Source organism: Massilia sp. P2_C2, assembly GCF_056404615.1.
The window spans coordinates 1-16,196 of sequence record NZ_JBFUDR010000136.1 but is presented as its reverse complement, the minus strand read 5'-3'; the positions used below and the strand labels follow the sequence as shown (position 1 = coordinate 16,196).

Sequence of the window (16,196 nt, the reverse complement as noted above, 5' to 3'; positions counted from 1 at the left end):
CGCTGATGCCCCGGCTGCCCGCCGGCTGKGACGRATTCCGCCTGCACTACCGCTACCGCGGCAGCCATTACGCGATCGCCGTGCGCCGCTCGGACACCCCGCTGCTGCGCGTGGACGGCGAGGCGCAGCAGGGCAATACGATCCTGCTGGTGGACGACGGCTGCACGCACGAGGTCGAATTGCACGTGGCCTGCCGCCACGACGCGGCCTGCGCCGAACCGCCTGCGGACAGGACGAGCCGCGAAAAAATACGACCTTAAAATTTGTCAATTAGATAATAACTATTTGATAAGTTTATGAGTGGTGGATCAAGAGGCCCAGGCATGCAATTGCAAAAATTGCATCATGAAAACCTCATCCCTGACCCCATCCCTCCTGGTGCTGGCCGCGGCCGGCGTGTTCAATCCTTGCGCCCGTGCGGCCGCCGTTGGTCCCATCCATGAGCACCGCGAGTTCGATGCGACGCTGGCGGCGCCGTACCGCGGCGACGCCGGCGCGCAGCCGGATGCGCGCACGTTCACGCTGTCGTTCGACTATCCTTTCTTGCAAGGCCGCCGTCCCGTGACATGGCGCCTGGACCTCCTCGCCCCGTCCGGCCGGCGCGTCGCGCGCTGGCAGGGCCGGCTGGCGCTGACCGGCCAGCCGGCCGACGTGGCCGTGCACTGGACGGGCCGGCTTGCCGGCCGCCGTCCGTCGCCCGGCATCTACCGCGTCCGGCTGCATGCCGCGAGCGGCTCCGAGACCGTCGACCAGGCGTGGGACATCGCCGTGGGCGGCATGCCCCGGCCTGCGCTGCCGACCTTCGCGCCGCTGGCGACGCAGCACGCGCCGCGGCTGGCCGCGCCGGCGCCGGGCGCGCTGCCGTACACGGTCTACTACGGCAACCTGCACAGCCAGACGCACGACAGCGACGGCGGCGGACCGGTCGATCAATGCCATGGCGCGCAGGACCCGCAGAGCGCTCCTTATGGCCCGGAGACCGCCTACCCGTATGCGCGCAGGCACGGCCTCGACATCCTGATGGTCTCGGAGCACAACCATATGTTCGACGGCTCCGACGGCACGAATCCGGACGCCGATCCCGCCAAAGCCAGGGCGATGTACCAGGCGGGCCTGAAGACGGCGCGCGATTATTCGGACGCCAATCCGGGCTTCCTGGCCCTGTACGGCATGGAGTGGGGCGTGATCGGCAACGGCGGCCACCTGAACATCTTCGACAGCGACGAGCTGCTCGGGTGGGAACGGAATGCGAAGGGTGAACTCATCGCCGACTCCGGGACGCCAAAAAGCGACTACGCGGCGCAGTACGCGCTGATGCGCCAGCGCGGCTGGACGGGCCAGTTCAATCACCCCGCGCCGACCGGCCAGTTCGTCATCAATGGCACGCCGCTCGCGTACACGCCCGATGGCGACGCCGTGATGGCCTTGTGCGAAGTGGTCAACAGCGCTGCGTTTTCCAGCAGCGAGAACGAGGGCGAGACGCGGCGCAGCAATTTCGAACCGGCCTGCAACAGGCTGCTGGAGGCGGGCTACCACGTCGCGTTCAGCAGCGACCAGGACAACCACTGCGCCAACTGGGGCGCGTCGTACAGCAACCGCACCGCCGTGCTGATCCCGAACGGCGTACCGCTGACGCGTACCAGCTTCCTCGAGGCCGTGCACGCGCGCCGCGTGTTCGCGACGATGGACAAGGAGGCGCAGGTAGTCTTCATCGCGAACGGCCACCTGATGGGCGAGCGCTTCGACAACACGGGACCGTTGCGGCTGCAGGTGGCGTACGCGGGTGCCAGCGGCCGGCGGGCCGCGACGGTGGCGATCATGGAAGGCGTCCCGGGCCGCAACGGCGACGTGAGCCAGATGGCCGACCAGGCCGATGTCACGATCACGCCGGCGGCCGGCCCCCATTTCTACTATGCGAAGGTGACCCAGGACGACGGCCGGGTTCTGTGGTCGGCGCCGGTCTGGATCATGCAGCAGGCGCCGGCGCCGACGCTGCGCTAGAACCCGAGGCTGCGCCCGCGCCGGGCGCGACGGCGCTTTGCCAGCCACCGCGGCCGTCATGAAAATGCTATCCTGCTCCGCGCTCCCGCGACCCGGGACCGTCCACCGTCCGAGAAACCAGAGAGTGCAATCCATGACACGCATCGCAGCAGCGATCCTGCTCGCTTTTTCCGGCGCCGCACTGGCGCAGACGTCAGCCCCGCCACCCGTTTCCACCAACCTCGTCGCCGTCGCGCCCGACGCCGCCGCCGTCCTGAACGCCCATCTCGCCGCCGACGTCGAACGCACGATGAAGCTGTTCGACGTGCCCGGCATCGCGATCGCCGTCGTCAAGGACGGCCAGGTCGTGGCAAGCCAGGGCTTCGGCGTGCGCAAGTTGGGCCTGCCGGACCGGGTCGACGGCAAAACGCTGTTCGAGATAGCCTCAAACTCGAAGGCGTTCACGGCGGCCGCGCTGGCGATGCTCGTCGACGAGGGCAAGCTGGCGTGGGACGATCCGGTCACGAAGCACCTGCCGGACTTCCAGATGTACGATGCCTATGTCACGCACGAGATGACGGTGCGTGACCTGCTCACGCACCGCAGCGGGCTTGGCCTGGGCGCCGGCGACCTGCTGTGGTGGCCGACGACGGATTTCTCGACCGACGAGATCATCCACAAGCTGCGCTACATCCGCCCGGCCACGAGCTTCCGCAGCAGCTATGCCTACGACAACCTGCTGTACATCGTGGCCGGCAAGATCATCACCGCCAGGTCGGGCAAGACGTGGGGCGAGACGATCCGCGAGCGCATCCTGCAACCGGTGGGCATGGTCTCGACGACGACCAGCCTCGCGGACAATGCGGGCAATCCGGACGTGGCGAACGCGCACAGCAAGACGGGCGACCGGATCGCGGCCGTGAAGGCGATGCCGGTGCCGAATGCCGTGGGCGCCGTCGGCATCAATACGAATGCGGAGGACATCGCGCGCTGGATGAATGTGCTGCTGGCCGGTGGCCGCATCAGGACCGATGCGGACGGCAAGGAAACGCGCCTGTACAGTGAGAAACAGGCGCGCGAGATGTGGACGGCACAGACGCCGATGCGCATCAGCGAGCCCGATCCGAAGCTGGCCGCCACGCGCCCGAACTTCCTGGCCTACGGACTCGGTTTCCAGTTGCGCGACTGGCAGGGCCGCCTGCTGGCCATGCACAGCGGCGCGCTGCAGGGCTTTTATTCGAAGGTGGTGCTGGTACCGGAAGCGAAGCTGGGCATCGCCATCCTGACCAACGCGGAAAGCGGCGGGTCGCTGAACGCGCTGCAGTACCAGCTGCTCGACCGCATGCTGAACCCGGCGGCCACGACCGACTGGATCGGCATCGTGAAAGCCGTCGAGGATGAGCACCGCGCGAAGGAACTGGCGCGCCTCGGCAAGGCCAATGCGGCGCGCGCCGCGAAGTCGCAGCCATCGCTGGCGCGCACGGCGTACGACGGCGACTATGAGGATCCGTGGTACGGCATCGCGACGATCCGGCATGTGGGCGGCAAGCAGCTGTTGACCCTGTCGCGCACGCCCGACCTGACGGGCACACTGGAGCACTACCAGCACGACACCTTCATCGTGCGCTGGAAGGAGCGCAACTTCAACGCCGACGCGTACGTGACGTTCGCACTGAACCCGGACGGCAGCATCGAGCGCATGAAGATGCAGCCGATCTCCACCGAGACCGATTTCAGCTACGACTTCCAGGACCTGAACTTCACCCCGGTGAAAAAGGCGACACCGCAGCCTTAGCGCCTATTCCAGCGTTACGCGTGGGCACAGGGTGCCCACCCTACCAGCCCACGTTTACCGGGACAGGTTCCTGGAACCTATTTCGGTAGGGTGGGCACCCCTGTGCCCACCATGCGTTACCGCGATGCATACGCTACCGGGACAGGTTCTTAGATCGCCGGCACCGGCGAGAAACCGGAGATCGCGCGGTATTTGCCGTTCCCGTAGCGGAGCACCTGGCGCTGGTCGATCGCGGCCGGCGGCCCCGCATGCGTCTCGGCGCGGCTCATCGCGCCCTGGTAGCGGATGGTGAGATCGCCCGGCTGGTCATGCGTGGCGTCGATGGCCCAGCTGCTCTCGATCGCATAGCAGTCGTGCGAGTCCGCATCGGCCCCGTCGTCGCGCGGTGCCGCATCCGGCGTGCGCGCCTTGATCAGCGGGACCAGGCGCCGCTGGCAGTCCGCCGCGCTGTCGATATTGATGCCGGACAGCGCCAGCTCCACGGCCGGCTCGTGCCTGACCATGTCGCGATTCACTTCGTACACGGCGAGCCAGGTGCCGCAATACCCCTGCCAGCAGCTGCCGTATTCGACCGCCACGGCCGGGCGCCGCGCAGCCAGCGCGACCTCGCGCACGGTGGCGGCGCCGGAAAAGCCGCGCAGCGCGAAGATGCCCTGGCGTCCGCTCACGCCCCAGGTGCCGGCGTGCTGTTCGAACTGGTAGGCCGCCAGCGCCATCGGCGTCGCCTGCGCTGCCTGGTTCCGGCCGTCGTCGCCGGCCGGCACGAGGCCCGCGATGAGGGTCAGGTGCGTGGCATCCGTGCGCAGCACCAGCTTCGGCTCGACGAGTACCCGGTTCATGCCCTGGTTCCAGCCGGTACGGACGCCGTGCGCCACCATGCCGGGAATGGCCGGCATGGCGGCGCCGTGCACGCGCCCGGCCGCGCTGTCGTTCCAGCCGGGGAAGGCCAGCGCGGCCAACTGGGCCGCGGTCGGCTGGGACACCGGACCCATCGCGGAACACAGGCCCGGCATGCAGGCCGCCGCCACCGCGCCGACGACAGCGCGGCGCCAGGAAGTCATCTGCGCCATCAACTCTTCTTGCCGTTCCAGACGTCCATCATGTCGGGCGAACCCTGCGAGCGAATGCCGTTGTCCTGCAGGATGCCTTCGGTGGCGTCGACCATCGCCTTGCGCGGCAGGACCATCGTCTCGCCCAGGCGCTGGTCGAAGCGCAGCACGACGAGGTCGTCCTTCAGGTCGCGCAGCAGGGCCACCAGATGGCGCAGGCTGCGTACCGGCACGCCGTTGACGGAGTCGACGACGGAGCCGAAGCGGTTGCTGTAGCCCGCGACGAGCTTGTGCGGGAAGAACGGCGAGCTGACGACGACCAGTTCCTCGCGCTGGGCGTCCGGCTCGTCGCCGCGGCGCGTCACGAGCGGGCTGGCGTTGAAACTGTAGGCGTTCAGCAGCGGCGCGCTGCCGTTGATGAAGGAGAGGAATTCGGCCGAGGCGCGCGAGAACACGATCGGGCCGTACACGAAGTAGGACGGATAAGCGCCATCCAGCGGCGGGATCAGCAGCGGACGTGGGCCGTCGACTGGCACCTGCACCTGCATCGTCTTGCCGCCGCGGACGATGGTCAGCGGCACCTTGCCGTTTTTGGCGACCTGCTGCACGCGGTACTGGAAGCGCACGCGCAGGTTCGGGCCCAGCTTGACCATGCCCTGGTCGTCGATGGGGTAATCGCCGATGCGCGTGATGACGTCCCATTCCTTCAGCGGGTACGCGGCGTCGCTGCGGTAGGGGCGGTGCACGACGACGCCGTCGACCGACTTGTCGAGCTTGAGGTACTGGCGCAGCACGGGATTTTCGAGCGTCTGGACGTCGTCCAGCAGCAGCGGCTTGCCGTCGTAGCGGCCATCGGCCACGTCGCGCAGGAACAGTTCCACTTCCTCGTTCGGGATCACGTAGCCGATGTTCTGGGCATTCGCCGCCACCGAGAACGCGAGGCCGACCATCCTGTCGCCGTCGATCACGGGGCCGCCGCTGTTGCCGGGGTTGATCGGCGCGTCGATCTGCACGCGCAGGCCCGCGCTGCCATAGCCATAGGGGACGAATTCGACGCGCGAGACGATGCCCTTGGTGACGGACAGCGACGTGCCGCCGAGCGGATAGCCATAGGCCATCACGGCTTCGCGCACGTCCGGCAGGACGCTCGTGCGCTTGACCGGATGGTGCTTGTCGAAGAACGATTCGTCGTCCAGTTTCAGGAGGGCCAGGTCCATGCCGCGCGCGATCGCGACGACGGTGGCGCCGACCTTGTCGCCGTCCTGGCTGGCCTGCACCTCCACCTGGCTCGCGTAGCCGACCACGTGAGCATTGGTGAGGATGCGCTTGCCTTCGATGACGACGCCCGATCCCGTGATTTCCTGCGGCGTGGCCTTGGTCCACGGCTTGAACGGGTCGGGCCTGCGCAGGGTGCTGAAGATCTTGACCACCGAGTTCTCGACGGCCGGCGACACGGGCGCCGTGGTCGTGGAAGGGGCGGCGGTCGACACCGTGGCGGCCGGTGCCGCGGCGGGCGGCGCGGCCTGCTCGCCGGTCTCCTGGGCGTGGAGCGTGCAACTGGCCAGTGCGATCGCGGTAGCGGTGGCGAAGCGGACGATCTTCATGGAATCCCTGTGTTCTGAAAATGTGACATTCATACTTTGCCGACGAAATATACACGGTGCGTAACGGTAAAAATGCGCGAATTCTCACGCGTAATCTGTCGGTAATGTTGCGTGCGGGGTGCTGGAGCCGCATGTATTGACGGCCTTTCCGCGTGCATACGCGAGGTGTCCGGCCACAGATCGCGGACAGTCGCGAACACTGCGTGGACACGATCAACGCGCCAGGAACGCGCAAATTCGCGGCCTCGCGCATGGCATGAAGATTGCCTATTCAAAACGTCAACTTGCTGCTAAGGTGCATGCGCTCTCTCCGTCGCCCGGCCACCCCGTGCGGCGCACCGCAGTAATAAAAAGAGCGGACCGCCACCCGGGCCGCTGTCCAGGATGTTGTGTGATTTCAGGAGATCCCATGGAACGCCGTACCTTTCTTAAAATCGGTGCCGGTACCGCCGGCGCCATGCTGGTGCCTGTGTTCGGCAACGCCATCGCCGCCGAGGAGATGCTCACGGCGATGCCCCTCGCGGCCAAGCTGGGCCTGTGGTGGCGGGAGCGGCGCTGAGCCGCCCAGCTGCTCAGCTGGAAGCGCGATAGCGGTACGTCTGCAGCGGACCGTCCGGAAAGCTCACCGTTTCCGCGGGTATGGCCCCGACCTTCATGGCCACGCGGCGTGACGCCTCATTCCCGGGCCGGACCAGGCTGACCAGGCTCTGCAAGCCCAGCGCACCGAACGCGGCGTCGCGCGCGGCCTGCGCCGCTTCCGTGGCGAGACCCCGGCCGCGCAGCGCCGGCACGATCATCCAGATGAGTTCCGGCTCGTCCCACCCGGCAGGATGGAACAGGCCGACGCGGCCGACGAAGCTGCCGTCGGCGGCGTCTTCGACGATCCAGACGCCATAGCCGCGCATCTGCCAGTGCCCGATCAGCATGGCCAGCTGCAGCCAGGCATCCGTCCGGTCCAGCGCGCGGCCGTCGCCGATGTAGCGCATCGTGTACGGGTCCGCATGCAGCGCGGCGAATGGGGCCGTGTGGCGGGCGTGCGGCACGACGAGCCGCAGGCGTGCGGTGTGCAGAAGGGTGATGTCGGGGGCGCTCATGCCCCCATGCTAGCCGGACCCTGGCTAACCCGGCGCACGATCAGCCGGTATGGTCGCGCATCCACTCCTTCAACCCGTTGACCCAGTTCTTGGCGGGCAGGTTGTAGCGCCGCTTGATCTCGCCGGCGCGCTCGTACAGCACGGCGAAGTCGATCTGCGGCGCGTCCTTGAATGCGATGACGACGATGTTGGCGTCGTGGACCTCGGGCAGCCAGACGACGGCGTCGAACGCGTCCTCCATCGCCTCCAGGTTCCGGTCGTAGTTGGCGAAATCGCCGAACACGTTGGCGGTCATGATGCCCCCGTCCTTCAGGCAGGCGGCGCAGGCCGCGTAGAACTCGGGGGTGTCGAGCACCGGGCCGCGCGCCTCTTCGTCGTACAGGTCGACCTGCAGCACGTCGACCGTGCCGTGATTCGAGGCGTCCAGCACGAAGTCGAGCGCGTCCATCTCGCGCACGTCCAGGCGGGCGTCGTTCGGCGGCAGGCCGAAGTACTCATGGCAGATCGCGATCACGTTCGGGTTCAGCTCGGCGGTGGTCACGCGCGCCTGCGGGAAGCGCTGGTGGCAGAACCTGGTCAGCGCGGCGCTGCCGAGGCCCAGCTGGACGATGCGGCGCGGGTCGGGCAGGAACAGCATCCACATCATCATCATCTGCACGTATTCCAGCTCGATCGCATCCGGCCGCGCGAGCCGCATCGCGCCCTGCACCCACGAGGTGCCGAGGTGCAGCGAGCGCACGCCTTCGAACTCGGTGATCGTGGCCGGCGGGTGGCCCGGCCGGGAAAAGCGGGGATCCCTGGCGTTCGTCACGGCAGCGCCCACGCGTACTGGACGGGCTGCCACGCCGCGACCGGCTGGCCATCCTTGACCGCCGGCGTGAACCGGCACAGCCTGAGCGCGGCCTGCGCCGCCTGGTCGAGGATCGCATGACCGCTCGACTTCAGCAGCCGCGCCTCGCGCACGGCGCCGTCGCTGCCGACGAGGAAGGCCATCGTCGACACGCCGCTCATGCGTGCCTGCAGGGCTTCGGCCGGATAGACGGGCGGCGCGCAATCCTGGCCCGGCTGCTGCGGCTGTGGCTGCGGCTGGGCGGGCGCGGCGGCCGTGCGGGAAGACGGAGACTGGACACAACCAACGAGCGTCAGCAGGGCCATGCAAAAGAGGGAGAGTCGCATCATGCTTCGGGATACTCCAACGACAACGAAACCCGGAGTATCGCACGATCGTACGCATCGGCCAAAAATTCGGGGTCAGAGCACATTATATTGTCGACTTGCCGCGAACCTCGCCCATCGTGTGCACAAGTGCGAAGAACGGCGTCCAACCCGGCGGATGGACGGAAAATAATGTGCTCTGACCCCGAATTTAGACTGGCAGGATCAGGGTGACGGCCAGCCCGCCGCCCTCGCGGTTGCCGAGGGTGATGCGGCCGCCGTGCGCCTCGGCGATTTCGCGCGCCAGCGCGAGGCCCAGGCCCGTGCCGCTGCGCTTGGTGGAGTAGAACGGGACGAGCGCGTTCGTCAGCACGGCGTCGTTCATGCCCGTGCCGCGGTCGAGGACGTCGATGCGCACCACGTCCTGCACGCGCCGCACGTGCAGCTCGACGTCGTCCGGGCGCGAGCCCGATTCGTGCGCGTTCTTGAGGAGGTTGAGCAGCGCTTGTTCCATCTGCGCGCGGTCGATGCGGGCCGGCGTCTCCGGCAAATCTCCCTCGAGGCGGAACGCGACCTGGCCGGCGAGGCCGGCGACGAGGTCGGCCCAGGCGATCGGTTCCAGGCGCGGGGAGGGCAGCTTGGCGAAACGGGCGTAGCCGAGGATGAAGCTCTCCAGGTGACGCGTGCGCTCGCCGATGGTCTGCAGGATCTGCGGCAGGCGCTCCGTCTGGCCGCGCCGCACCAGTTCCGTGCCCGAGTGCGCGAGCGATGCGAGCGGGGCGAGGGAGTTGTTCAACTCGTGGCTGATGACGCGGATGACTTTTTTCCAGGTCTGCACTTCCTGGCGCCGCAGTTCGGCCGTCAGCTGGCGCAGCAGCAGCAGTTCGTGGCGCCGGCCGTTCAGGCTGAAGTTGCGGCGCGCCAGGTGGTAGACCTCTTCCTCTTCGCCGTCGCCGGCCGTGAACAGGCCGTCGCCGCCGCGCACCAGCGCCTCCACGAGCGCCGGCGTCTTCTCCAGCACGTCGTGCAGCGCGTGGCCTTCCAACTTGTGGCCGTCGAACAGCAACTGGCGCGCGGCCACGTTGGCGTAGACGATCACGCGGCCGGCCGCGCCCGGCGGTTCCGTCACGAGCAGCATGGCGACGGGCGTGTTCTGCACCATCGTGTCGAGCAGCAGTTCGCGCTGCACGAGGTCCAGGCGCTGCTCGCGCAGGACTTCGCCCAGCGCATTGTGGGCGGCGATGAGGTCCGACAGTTCGTCGTTCTGCGGCCAGTGCAGGCTGAACGAGAAATCGCCGTCGCGGTAACTGGCGACCGTGCCTTCGAGGGCGCGGAACAGCGACAGGATGGGCTGGACCTGCGAGCGCAAGGTGATGATCGCGATCGGCACCACGCACAGCAGGCAGATGCCCAGCACGGCCAGCGGCTGGCCGGGCAGCAGGTGGTCGAGCGCCAGCGCGATCAGGATCCCGACCGCCAGCAGCGTGCCGACGAGGGCCGACCAGCGCGTGACGAGGGATAGCCTGAATTTCATGCCACGCGTGCGATGCCCAGGCGCTCCATGCGGCGATACAGGGCCTGGCGCGACAGCCCGAGTTCCGCGGCCGCCTGTGCGATCACGCCGCCCGCGCGCGCCAGCGCCTGCGTGATGGCGTCGCGGTCCGGTTCCGCATCGAGGGCGGCATGGGCGGGCAGCGGCAGGCCCAGGCCGGCGGCCTTGATCATGTCGCCCTGGGCCAGCAGGTTCGCGCGCGCCATCACGTTCTTCAGTTCGCGCACATTGCCCGGCCAGGCATGTGCCAGCAGCGCGGCTTCCGCGCCCGGATGCAGGGACTTGCCGGGGGCGAGAAAGCCGTGCGCCAGCGGCAGGATGTCGCCCGGGCGCGCGGCCAGCGCCGGCAGCTTCAGTTCGATCACGTTCAGGCGATAGTACAAATCTTCGCGGAAGGTGCCGGCGCGGATCATCGCGGAGAGGTCGGCATTCGTCGCGCTGATCACGCGCACCTTCACCTGGCGCTCGCGGTTCGAGCCGAGGCGCTCGAAGCGCCCCGTCTCCAGTACGCGCAGCAGCTTCATCTGGCCGGCCAGCGGCAGGTTGCCGATCTCGTCGAGAAACAGCGTGCCGCCGTCGGCCGCTTCGAACTTGCCTTCGCGCGCCTTCGACGCGCCCGTGTACGCGCCGGCGTCCGCACCGAACAGTTCCGCCTCGATGAGTTCCGAGGGCAGGGCACCGCAGTTCAGCACGACGAACGGGCCGTCGCGGACCATGGAGTTGGCCTGGATGATCTCGGCGATGCGTTCCTTGCCCGTGCCGTTCGGCCCCGTGATCAGGACCGGCACGTCGGCGCGCGCCACCTGGCAGGCGAGGCTCAGCACGCGTTCGGTGGCCGGGTCGGCCCAGACGAGGCCGCGCAGGTCGAAGTTCTGTTCCAGTTCGCGCCGCGCGCGCCGTTCGCGCTGCAGGCGCTGGCCCAGGGCGCGGTTGGCCTGGCCCAGCTCGATCAGGTTCGTCACCGTCGCCAGCAGGCGGTCGTCGTTCCACGGCTTGGACAGGTAGTCGGCGGCGCCGGCCTTGATCAGGTCGACCGCCGCGTCCAGGTGCGTCCACGCCGTCAGCAGGATCACGGGCAGGTCCGGGTACAGCTTGCGGATCTGGCGGAACAGCGCCACGCCTTCCTCGCCGGACGTGGTGTCGGCCGTGAAGTTCATGTCCTGGATGACCAGGTCGACCGGCTCGCGCGCGAGGAGGGCGAGGCCTTCCTCGGGCGAAGCGGCGCGCAGCGACGTGATATCGTGCAGCGAGAACAGGACGTCGAGCGCGATGCCGACGGCGGCGTTGTCATCGATGATCAATACGGTAGGCATGCCCGCTAGCATATCACCGCCGGGTCAGACGCTGCGCGTGGCCGTCGCGGGCGAGATGCTGGCTGCGCGCCATGCCGGACCGTACGCCGCCAGCACGCCCAGCAGCCAGAAGCCGAGGGCGCCGAACACGAGGTAGCCTGCCGGCAGGCGCGCCATTTCCAGCTTGCTGACGAGGAGCTGGTTCAGCGCGAGGCCCAGCGCCACGCCGCCGAACACGCCGGCGCTCGTGATCATGAAATTCTCCGCGATGAAGTAGCGCAGGATGTCGGTCTTCTTCGCGCCCAGCGCGCGGCGCACGCCGATCTGCTTGCGGCGCTGCGTGACCCACAGGCTGGCCATGCCGACGATGCCGCTCGCGGTGATCAGGAGGAGCAGCACGCTCACCGTGACCAGCATCCACTGCAGCGCGACGTCGGCGCGGTAGCGCTCCTTGCGGTCTTCGTCGACGGTCTTCATCTTCGTGATCATCGGCGTGGCCGACGACTTGCGCAGCGTGTCTTCCACTTCCTTCATCACGCGGTCGCGCTGGCCCGGCTCGGTGCGGATCGCGTACAGGTCGACCGGCCCGCCGCCGTACAGGCGCGCGGGTACGATGACGGAATCCATGCCCGCTTCGCCGACTTCCGCATGGGCGCTCATCAGCGTCTCGACCACGCCGACCACCTGCGCCGGCTGGGCGTCCTTGCCGGTGCCGAAGAACATCGTCTTGCCGACCGCGGACTGGCCCGGCCACATTTTCTCGGCCAGCGCCTTGGTGGCAATGACTTGCGGCGGCCGCTCGGTACTCGTGCTCTCGTTGTAGTCGAGGAGTTCCGAGGGCAGGAAATCGCGGCCTTCGACCAGTTTCAGGCCCAAGGTCTTGATCAGCGAATCGCCCGAAAGGTAAGTCGACGCGATGGCGCTGGCACGGGCCTGGCGGCGGTCGACTGCCACGCTCGTGTTGCTGCCGCTGCGGGCCAGCGGCATCTGGGTCGTGTGGGCGACCGAGACCACGCCGCCCACGGCGCGCAGCAGCGCGGTCTGGCGCTTGATGGTGGCCAGCTCCTGCTCGGGCGTGTCGTTCGACAGGGTACGCGCCGAGATGTAGAACGTCGAGTGTTCGTCGGCCAGGCCGGACGGCCGCGCGGCGACGGCCCGGCGTTCGTTGACGATGTGCGCGGCGTTGGCGAGGATCGCCAGGCTCAGGGCGACCTGCAGCGCGACGAGGATCGGGCCGGTCTTGTTGCGCAGCAGCGCGGACAGGATGGGACGGATTTCCATGGCGTTCTCCTTCGCAATCTCATTGGGATTTCAGTTGGATGGCGGGCGTGACAAGGCAGGCGCGCCAGGTCGGCAACAGGCCGGCGAGGATGGCGGCGCCGACGGACATGAGGAAGGTCATGATCAGCATCTGCCAGTCCATATGGGCCACGGCCGCCGTCTGCTTGCCCTGCATGGCGATGAGGGCCAGCGCGCCGAATGCGAGCACGAGCCCGAGCACGCCGCCGACGAGGCCCACGACGCTGGTCTCGATGAGGAACTGGCGGAAGATCTCGGCGCGCGAGGCACCCAGCGCGCGGCGCACGCCGATCTCGGCGGCGCGCACGGAAAACTTTGCCAGCAGCAGGCCGATGGTATTCACGAGGCACAGCGCGAGGAAGCCGAAGGCGAGCCAGGTCTGCAGCTTGCTGTCCTTGCCGACGACCTTCGTGTACTCGAGCCATCCCGGCACGTCGAACAGGCGGTTCGGCGCATTGCGCTTCAGGCGGCCCAGCTTGCGTTGCTCGGCCGCGTAGTTGTCGAGCCACGTCTGCAGCTCCGCGCGGTCGCCGGCGGATGCCGTCTCGAACCAGGCCGTGATCCACGTGCATTCGGACGCCAGGCGGGCCGCGAAGCCGGCGCCGGAACTGCCCGAGCAGCTCATGTTGCCGTTGTGGGTGACCTCGTGGCGGATGGCGGTGGCGAGCGGGATGAAGAATTCTTCTTCCTCGCCGTAGCGCACGCCGCCGGCCAGGCGGTAGAAGCGGGGTAGCGCCATCCACGTGTCGGTCACGCCGACCACGGTGAACGGCGTGCCCAGCAGGGTAAGCCGTTGGCCGACCGGATCGGTACTGCCGTACAGTTTTTCGGCGATCGCGCGGGACAGCACGACGACGTCGGCACCGCGCGCATCGTCCTGCTCGGTCCAGGTCTGGCCGTGGATAAAGGGGACGTCCATCATGGCGAAGAAGTCGCGCGTGGGCGCGAGTCCCGTGACGCTGAATGGCGGAATATCCTTGCGCGGCGGCTGCATGGGCGCTTGCAGGCCATACAGCGCCGTGCGGCGCACGCCCAGGCCGCTTTTCAGCATGTTCTGTGCGTCCTGGTACGTGAGCTGGATGTCGATCGGTTCGTCGCCCGGGGAATAGTCCTCCGGGTTGCCCGGATCGAGCAGCGGCACGAACAGCCGGCTGCTCTTCTGCGGAATCGGGTCGCTCGACATCATGTGCAGGATCGTCAGCGTGGACACGCTGGCCGCGACGCCCACCGCCAGGGTCAGCACCATCAGCGCCGTGAGGGCGGGGTTGCGGCGCAGGCTGCGTACGCCGAGCCTGAAGTAATAGCCGAACATGGTGGTCTCCTTATACCGGCGCCGTGGCGGCCCTGGCGTCGACCAGCGTCGGGCCGCGGCGCACGAGGTCGGACACCCGGCCGTCGATGATGTGCACGTTGCGCGTGGTGCGCACGGCCAATTCCGGGTCGTGCGTGACCATCAGGATCGTCGTGCCGGCCGCGTTGATCTCTTCCAGCAGTTCCATCACGCCGCGCGCCATCTGGGTATCGAGGTTGCCGGTCGGTTCGTCGGCCAGCAGCAGCTTGGGCGAACCGGCCAGGGCGCGCGCGATGGCCACGCGCTGCTGCTGGCCGCCGGACAGCTCGGCCGGATAATGCTTCATGCGCGAGGCCAGGCCGACCTTGGAGAGCGCGTCCTCGATGCGCTTCTTGCGCTCGGTCGCGTTGAAGCCGCGGTAGCGCAGCGGGACGTCGACGTTGTCGAACAAATTCAGGTCAGGGATCAGGTTGAAGCCCTGGAAGATGAAGCCCAGCTTTTCGTTGCGCAGGCGCGAGCGGGCGTTGTCGTCCAGGCCCTTCACGTTGATGCCGTCCAGGATGTATTCGCCGGACGTGAATTCCTCGAGCAGGCCGGCGATATTGAGAAAGCTCGTCTTGCCCGAGCCGGACGGGCCGGTCACGGTGACGAATTCGCCTTCGCGGACCTCGATCTCGAAGCCGCGCAGCGCGTGCGTCTCGATCATGTGGGTGCGGTATACCTTGGAGAGATTGGTCATGCGCAGCATGGCTTGTCCTTTGTTGGTTACTGGTTGATCGAGATGCGCTGGGCGTTGTTGAACGCGTCGGTGCCGGCGACGACGACCTTGTCGCCCTGTTTCAGGCCGGAGAGGATCTCGACGACGGAGATGCTCGTGGCGCCCATGCGGATCGGCGTGCGCGTGGCGATCCCGTCGCGCACGACGTAGGCATAGCGCCCGCCCTCGCTTTCGACGAACGGGCCGCGCGGCACCATCAGCACGTTCGGTTTTTCCTCGATGAGCAGGCGCGCCGTCACGCGCTGGCTCTGGCGCAGGCCCTTCGGCTGTTCGCCGTCGAAGCGTAGGCGCGCCAGCACCATGCTCTTGACGACTTCCGGCGACAGCGCCGACAGCTTGCCGGTCGCGCTGCCCGAGGGCAGCGTCACTTCGGCGTTCATGCCGAGGCCCAGGTCGGCCGCATAGGTTTCCGGCACCTCGATCTCGACCTCGAGCCTGGACAGGTCGACGAGCGTCATCAGCGGCGCGTTCGCGGCGACCACCATGCGGTCCTGTACGTTCAGCGTGCCGATGAAGCCGTCGACGGGCGCGCGCACCGTCAGCTCGTCGACGCGGCGCTGCGCTTCCTCCATCGACAGGCGCGCGCGTTCCAGGTCGTTCATCTTCGTCTTCAGCGCGAGCGCGACGTCCTCGCCTTCCAGAACGGCGGCCTGCGAGGCGTGCTTCGCGCGGATCTGGGCCGACTGCAGCGCATCCTTGGCTTTCTGGTAATCGTTCCTGGCGATGATGCCGACCTGGCCCACGCTGTCATAGCGTTCCAGCGTGCGCTGGGCCGACAGGCGGTCGATTTCGGCGGTGTCGGCGTCCTTCTGGGCCAGTAGCTTCTGCTTGCGCGACAGGATCTGCTGGCGCGCCACCTCGGCCTTCAGGCCTTCGTAGGCGGACACTTCGCGCTTCAGCACGTCCGTCAGGTCGGGCGATTCCAGCACGGCCAGCACCTGGCCCTTTTTCACCGTGTCGCCGGCGGCGACCTTCAGGTTGACGGTCGCCGCGGCCTTGGCGTACAAGGTCGGGCTGACGGCGGCCACGACGCGGCCGTTGACGGAGGCGTCGCGCACGAGCGTCCCGCGCGTGACCTCGGCGATGCGCAGCCGCGCCGCGCTGACGGACGTCTCACTGCCGCGCCACGTCGACACGAGGCCGGCGCACAGGGCGGCGGCGAGGACGGCGCTGCCGATCCAGAGCGCGCGGCGCTTCAGCTTGTGGCCCGCGGACGGGGCGATGACGGCGTCTTGTTGGGATGTATCGCGGATCATGATGTGGACACGGGTTGGTGGACAGTGCCGTATTTGCATGATCCATGCCAG

At 67.9% G+C, this 16,196-nt stretch carries 15 protein-coding genes; 4 read left to right on the top strand and 11 right to left on the bottom strand.

Going from position 1 to position 16,196, the window contains the following annotated elements; all coding sequences use genetic code 11:
• The 3 genes from AC1DYX_RS16680 to AC1DYX_RS16670 form a co-directional block, all read left to right on the top strand.
• The coding region (locus tag AC1DYX_RS16680) for a hypothetical protein (RefSeq protein ID WP_477260744.1) at positions 1–260 on the top strand (260 nt) is incomplete at its 5' end.
• An 85-nt stretch (positions 261–345) separates the two neighbouring features.
• The gene (locus tag AC1DYX_RS16675; RefSeq protein ID WP_477260742.1) at positions 346–2,001 is read left to right on the top strand and encodes a CehA/McbA family metallohydrolase; all 1,656 of its coding nucleotides are present in this window, start codon (positions 346–348) and stop codon (positions 1,999–2,001) included.
• 133 nt (positions 2,002–2,134) lie between these two features.
• The gene (locus AC1DYX_RS16670; protein WP_477260740.1) at positions 2,135–3,775 is read left to right on the top strand and encodes a serine hydrolase; all 1,641 of its coding nucleotides are present in this window, start codon (positions 2,135–2,137) and stop codon (positions 3,773–3,775) included.
• A gap of 149 nt (positions 3,776–3,924) precedes the next feature.
• On the opposite strand, the gene AC1DYX_RS16665 is transcribed toward AC1DYX_RS16670, so the two are convergent.
• Positions 3,925–4,845: a hypothetical protein gene (locus tag AC1DYX_RS16665; protein ID WP_477260738.1), complete on the bottom strand. Its 921-nt coding sequence runs from the start codon at positions 4,843–4,845 to the stop codon at positions 3,925–3,927.
• Positions 4,845–6,428 (bottom strand): S1C family serine protease, encoded by a 1,584-nt coding sequence (locus tag AC1DYX_RS16660; protein ID WP_477260736.1) that lies wholly within the window; start codon positions 6,426–6,428, stop codon positions 4,845–4,847. The genes AC1DYX_RS16665 and AC1DYX_RS16660 overlap by 1 nt, the downstream gene beginning before the upstream one ends.
• 409 nt (positions 6,429–6,837) lie before the next feature.
• Between AC1DYX_RS16660 and AC1DYX_RS16655 the strand changes: the two genes are divergently transcribed.
• Positions 6,838–6,987: a twin-arginine translocation signal domain-containing protein gene (locus tag AC1DYX_RS16655; protein ID WP_477260734.1), complete on the top strand. Its 150-nt coding sequence runs from the start codon at positions 6,838–6,840 to the stop codon at positions 6,985–6,987.
• A gap of 13 nt (positions 6,988–7,000) precedes the next feature.
• On the opposite strand, the gene AC1DYX_RS16650 is transcribed toward AC1DYX_RS16655, so the two are convergent.
• From AC1DYX_RS16650 to AC1DYX_RS16610, 9 genes are all read right to left on the bottom strand, one after another.
• Complete coding sequence (locus tag AC1DYX_RS16650) at positions 7,001–7,522, bottom strand: GNAT family N-acetyltransferase (RefSeq protein ID WP_477260732.1); 522 nt, start codon at positions 7,520–7,522, stop codon at positions 7,001–7,003.
• A gap of 40 nt (positions 7,523–7,562) precedes the next feature.
• Entirely contained in the window at positions 7,563–8,366 is an 804-nt protein-coding gene (locus AC1DYX_RS16645; protein ID WP_477260730.1) for a fused MFS/spermidine synthase, read from the bottom strand.
• Positions 8,330–8,701 (bottom strand): energy transducer TonB, encoded by a 372-nt coding sequence (locus AC1DYX_RS16640; RefSeq protein ID WP_477260727.1) that lies wholly within the window; start codon positions 8,699–8,701, stop codon positions 8,330–8,332. Before AC1DYX_RS16640 ends, AC1DYX_RS16645 begins: the two co-directional genes overlap by 37 nt.
• A gap of 187 nt (positions 8,702–8,888) precedes the next feature.
• The gene (locus tag AC1DYX_RS16635; RefSeq protein ID WP_477260725.1) at positions 8,889–10,211 is read right to left on the bottom strand and encodes a sensor histidine kinase; all 1,323 of its coding nucleotides are present in this window, start codon (positions 10,209–10,211) and stop codon (positions 8,889–8,891) included.
• Positions 10,208–11,542 carry a sigma-54-dependent transcriptional regulator gene (locus AC1DYX_RS16630; protein ID WP_477260723.1) on the bottom strand — a complete coding sequence of 445 codons (1,335 nt, stop codon included), beginning with the start codon at positions 11,540–11,542 and terminating at the stop codon, positions 10,208–10,210. Before AC1DYX_RS16630 ends, AC1DYX_RS16635 begins: the two co-directional genes overlap by 4 nt.
• Before the next feature lie 24 nt (positions 11,543–11,566).
• Positions 11,567–12,802 (bottom strand): ABC transporter permease, encoded by a 1,236-nt coding sequence (locus AC1DYX_RS16625; RefSeq protein ID WP_477260721.1) that lies wholly within the window; start codon positions 12,800–12,802, stop codon positions 11,567–11,569.
• A 19-nt stretch (positions 12,803–12,821) separates the two neighbouring features.
• Complete coding sequence (locus AC1DYX_RS16620; protein ID WP_477260719.1) at positions 12,822–14,132, bottom strand: ABC transporter permease; 1,311 nt, start codon at positions 14,130–14,132, stop codon at positions 12,822–12,824.
• A gap of 10 nt (positions 14,133–14,142) precedes the next feature.
• The gene (locus AC1DYX_RS16615; RefSeq protein ID WP_477260717.1) at positions 14,143–14,859 is read right to left on the bottom strand and encodes an ABC transporter ATP-binding protein; all 717 of its coding nucleotides are present in this window, start codon (positions 14,857–14,859) and stop codon (positions 14,143–14,145) included.
• Positions 14,860–14,876: 17 nt separating this feature from the next.
• A partial coding sequence (locus tag AC1DYX_RS16610; protein WP_477260715.1) for an efflux RND transporter periplasmic adaptor subunit occupies positions 14,877–16,196 on the bottom strand: 1,320 nt, incomplete at its 5' end.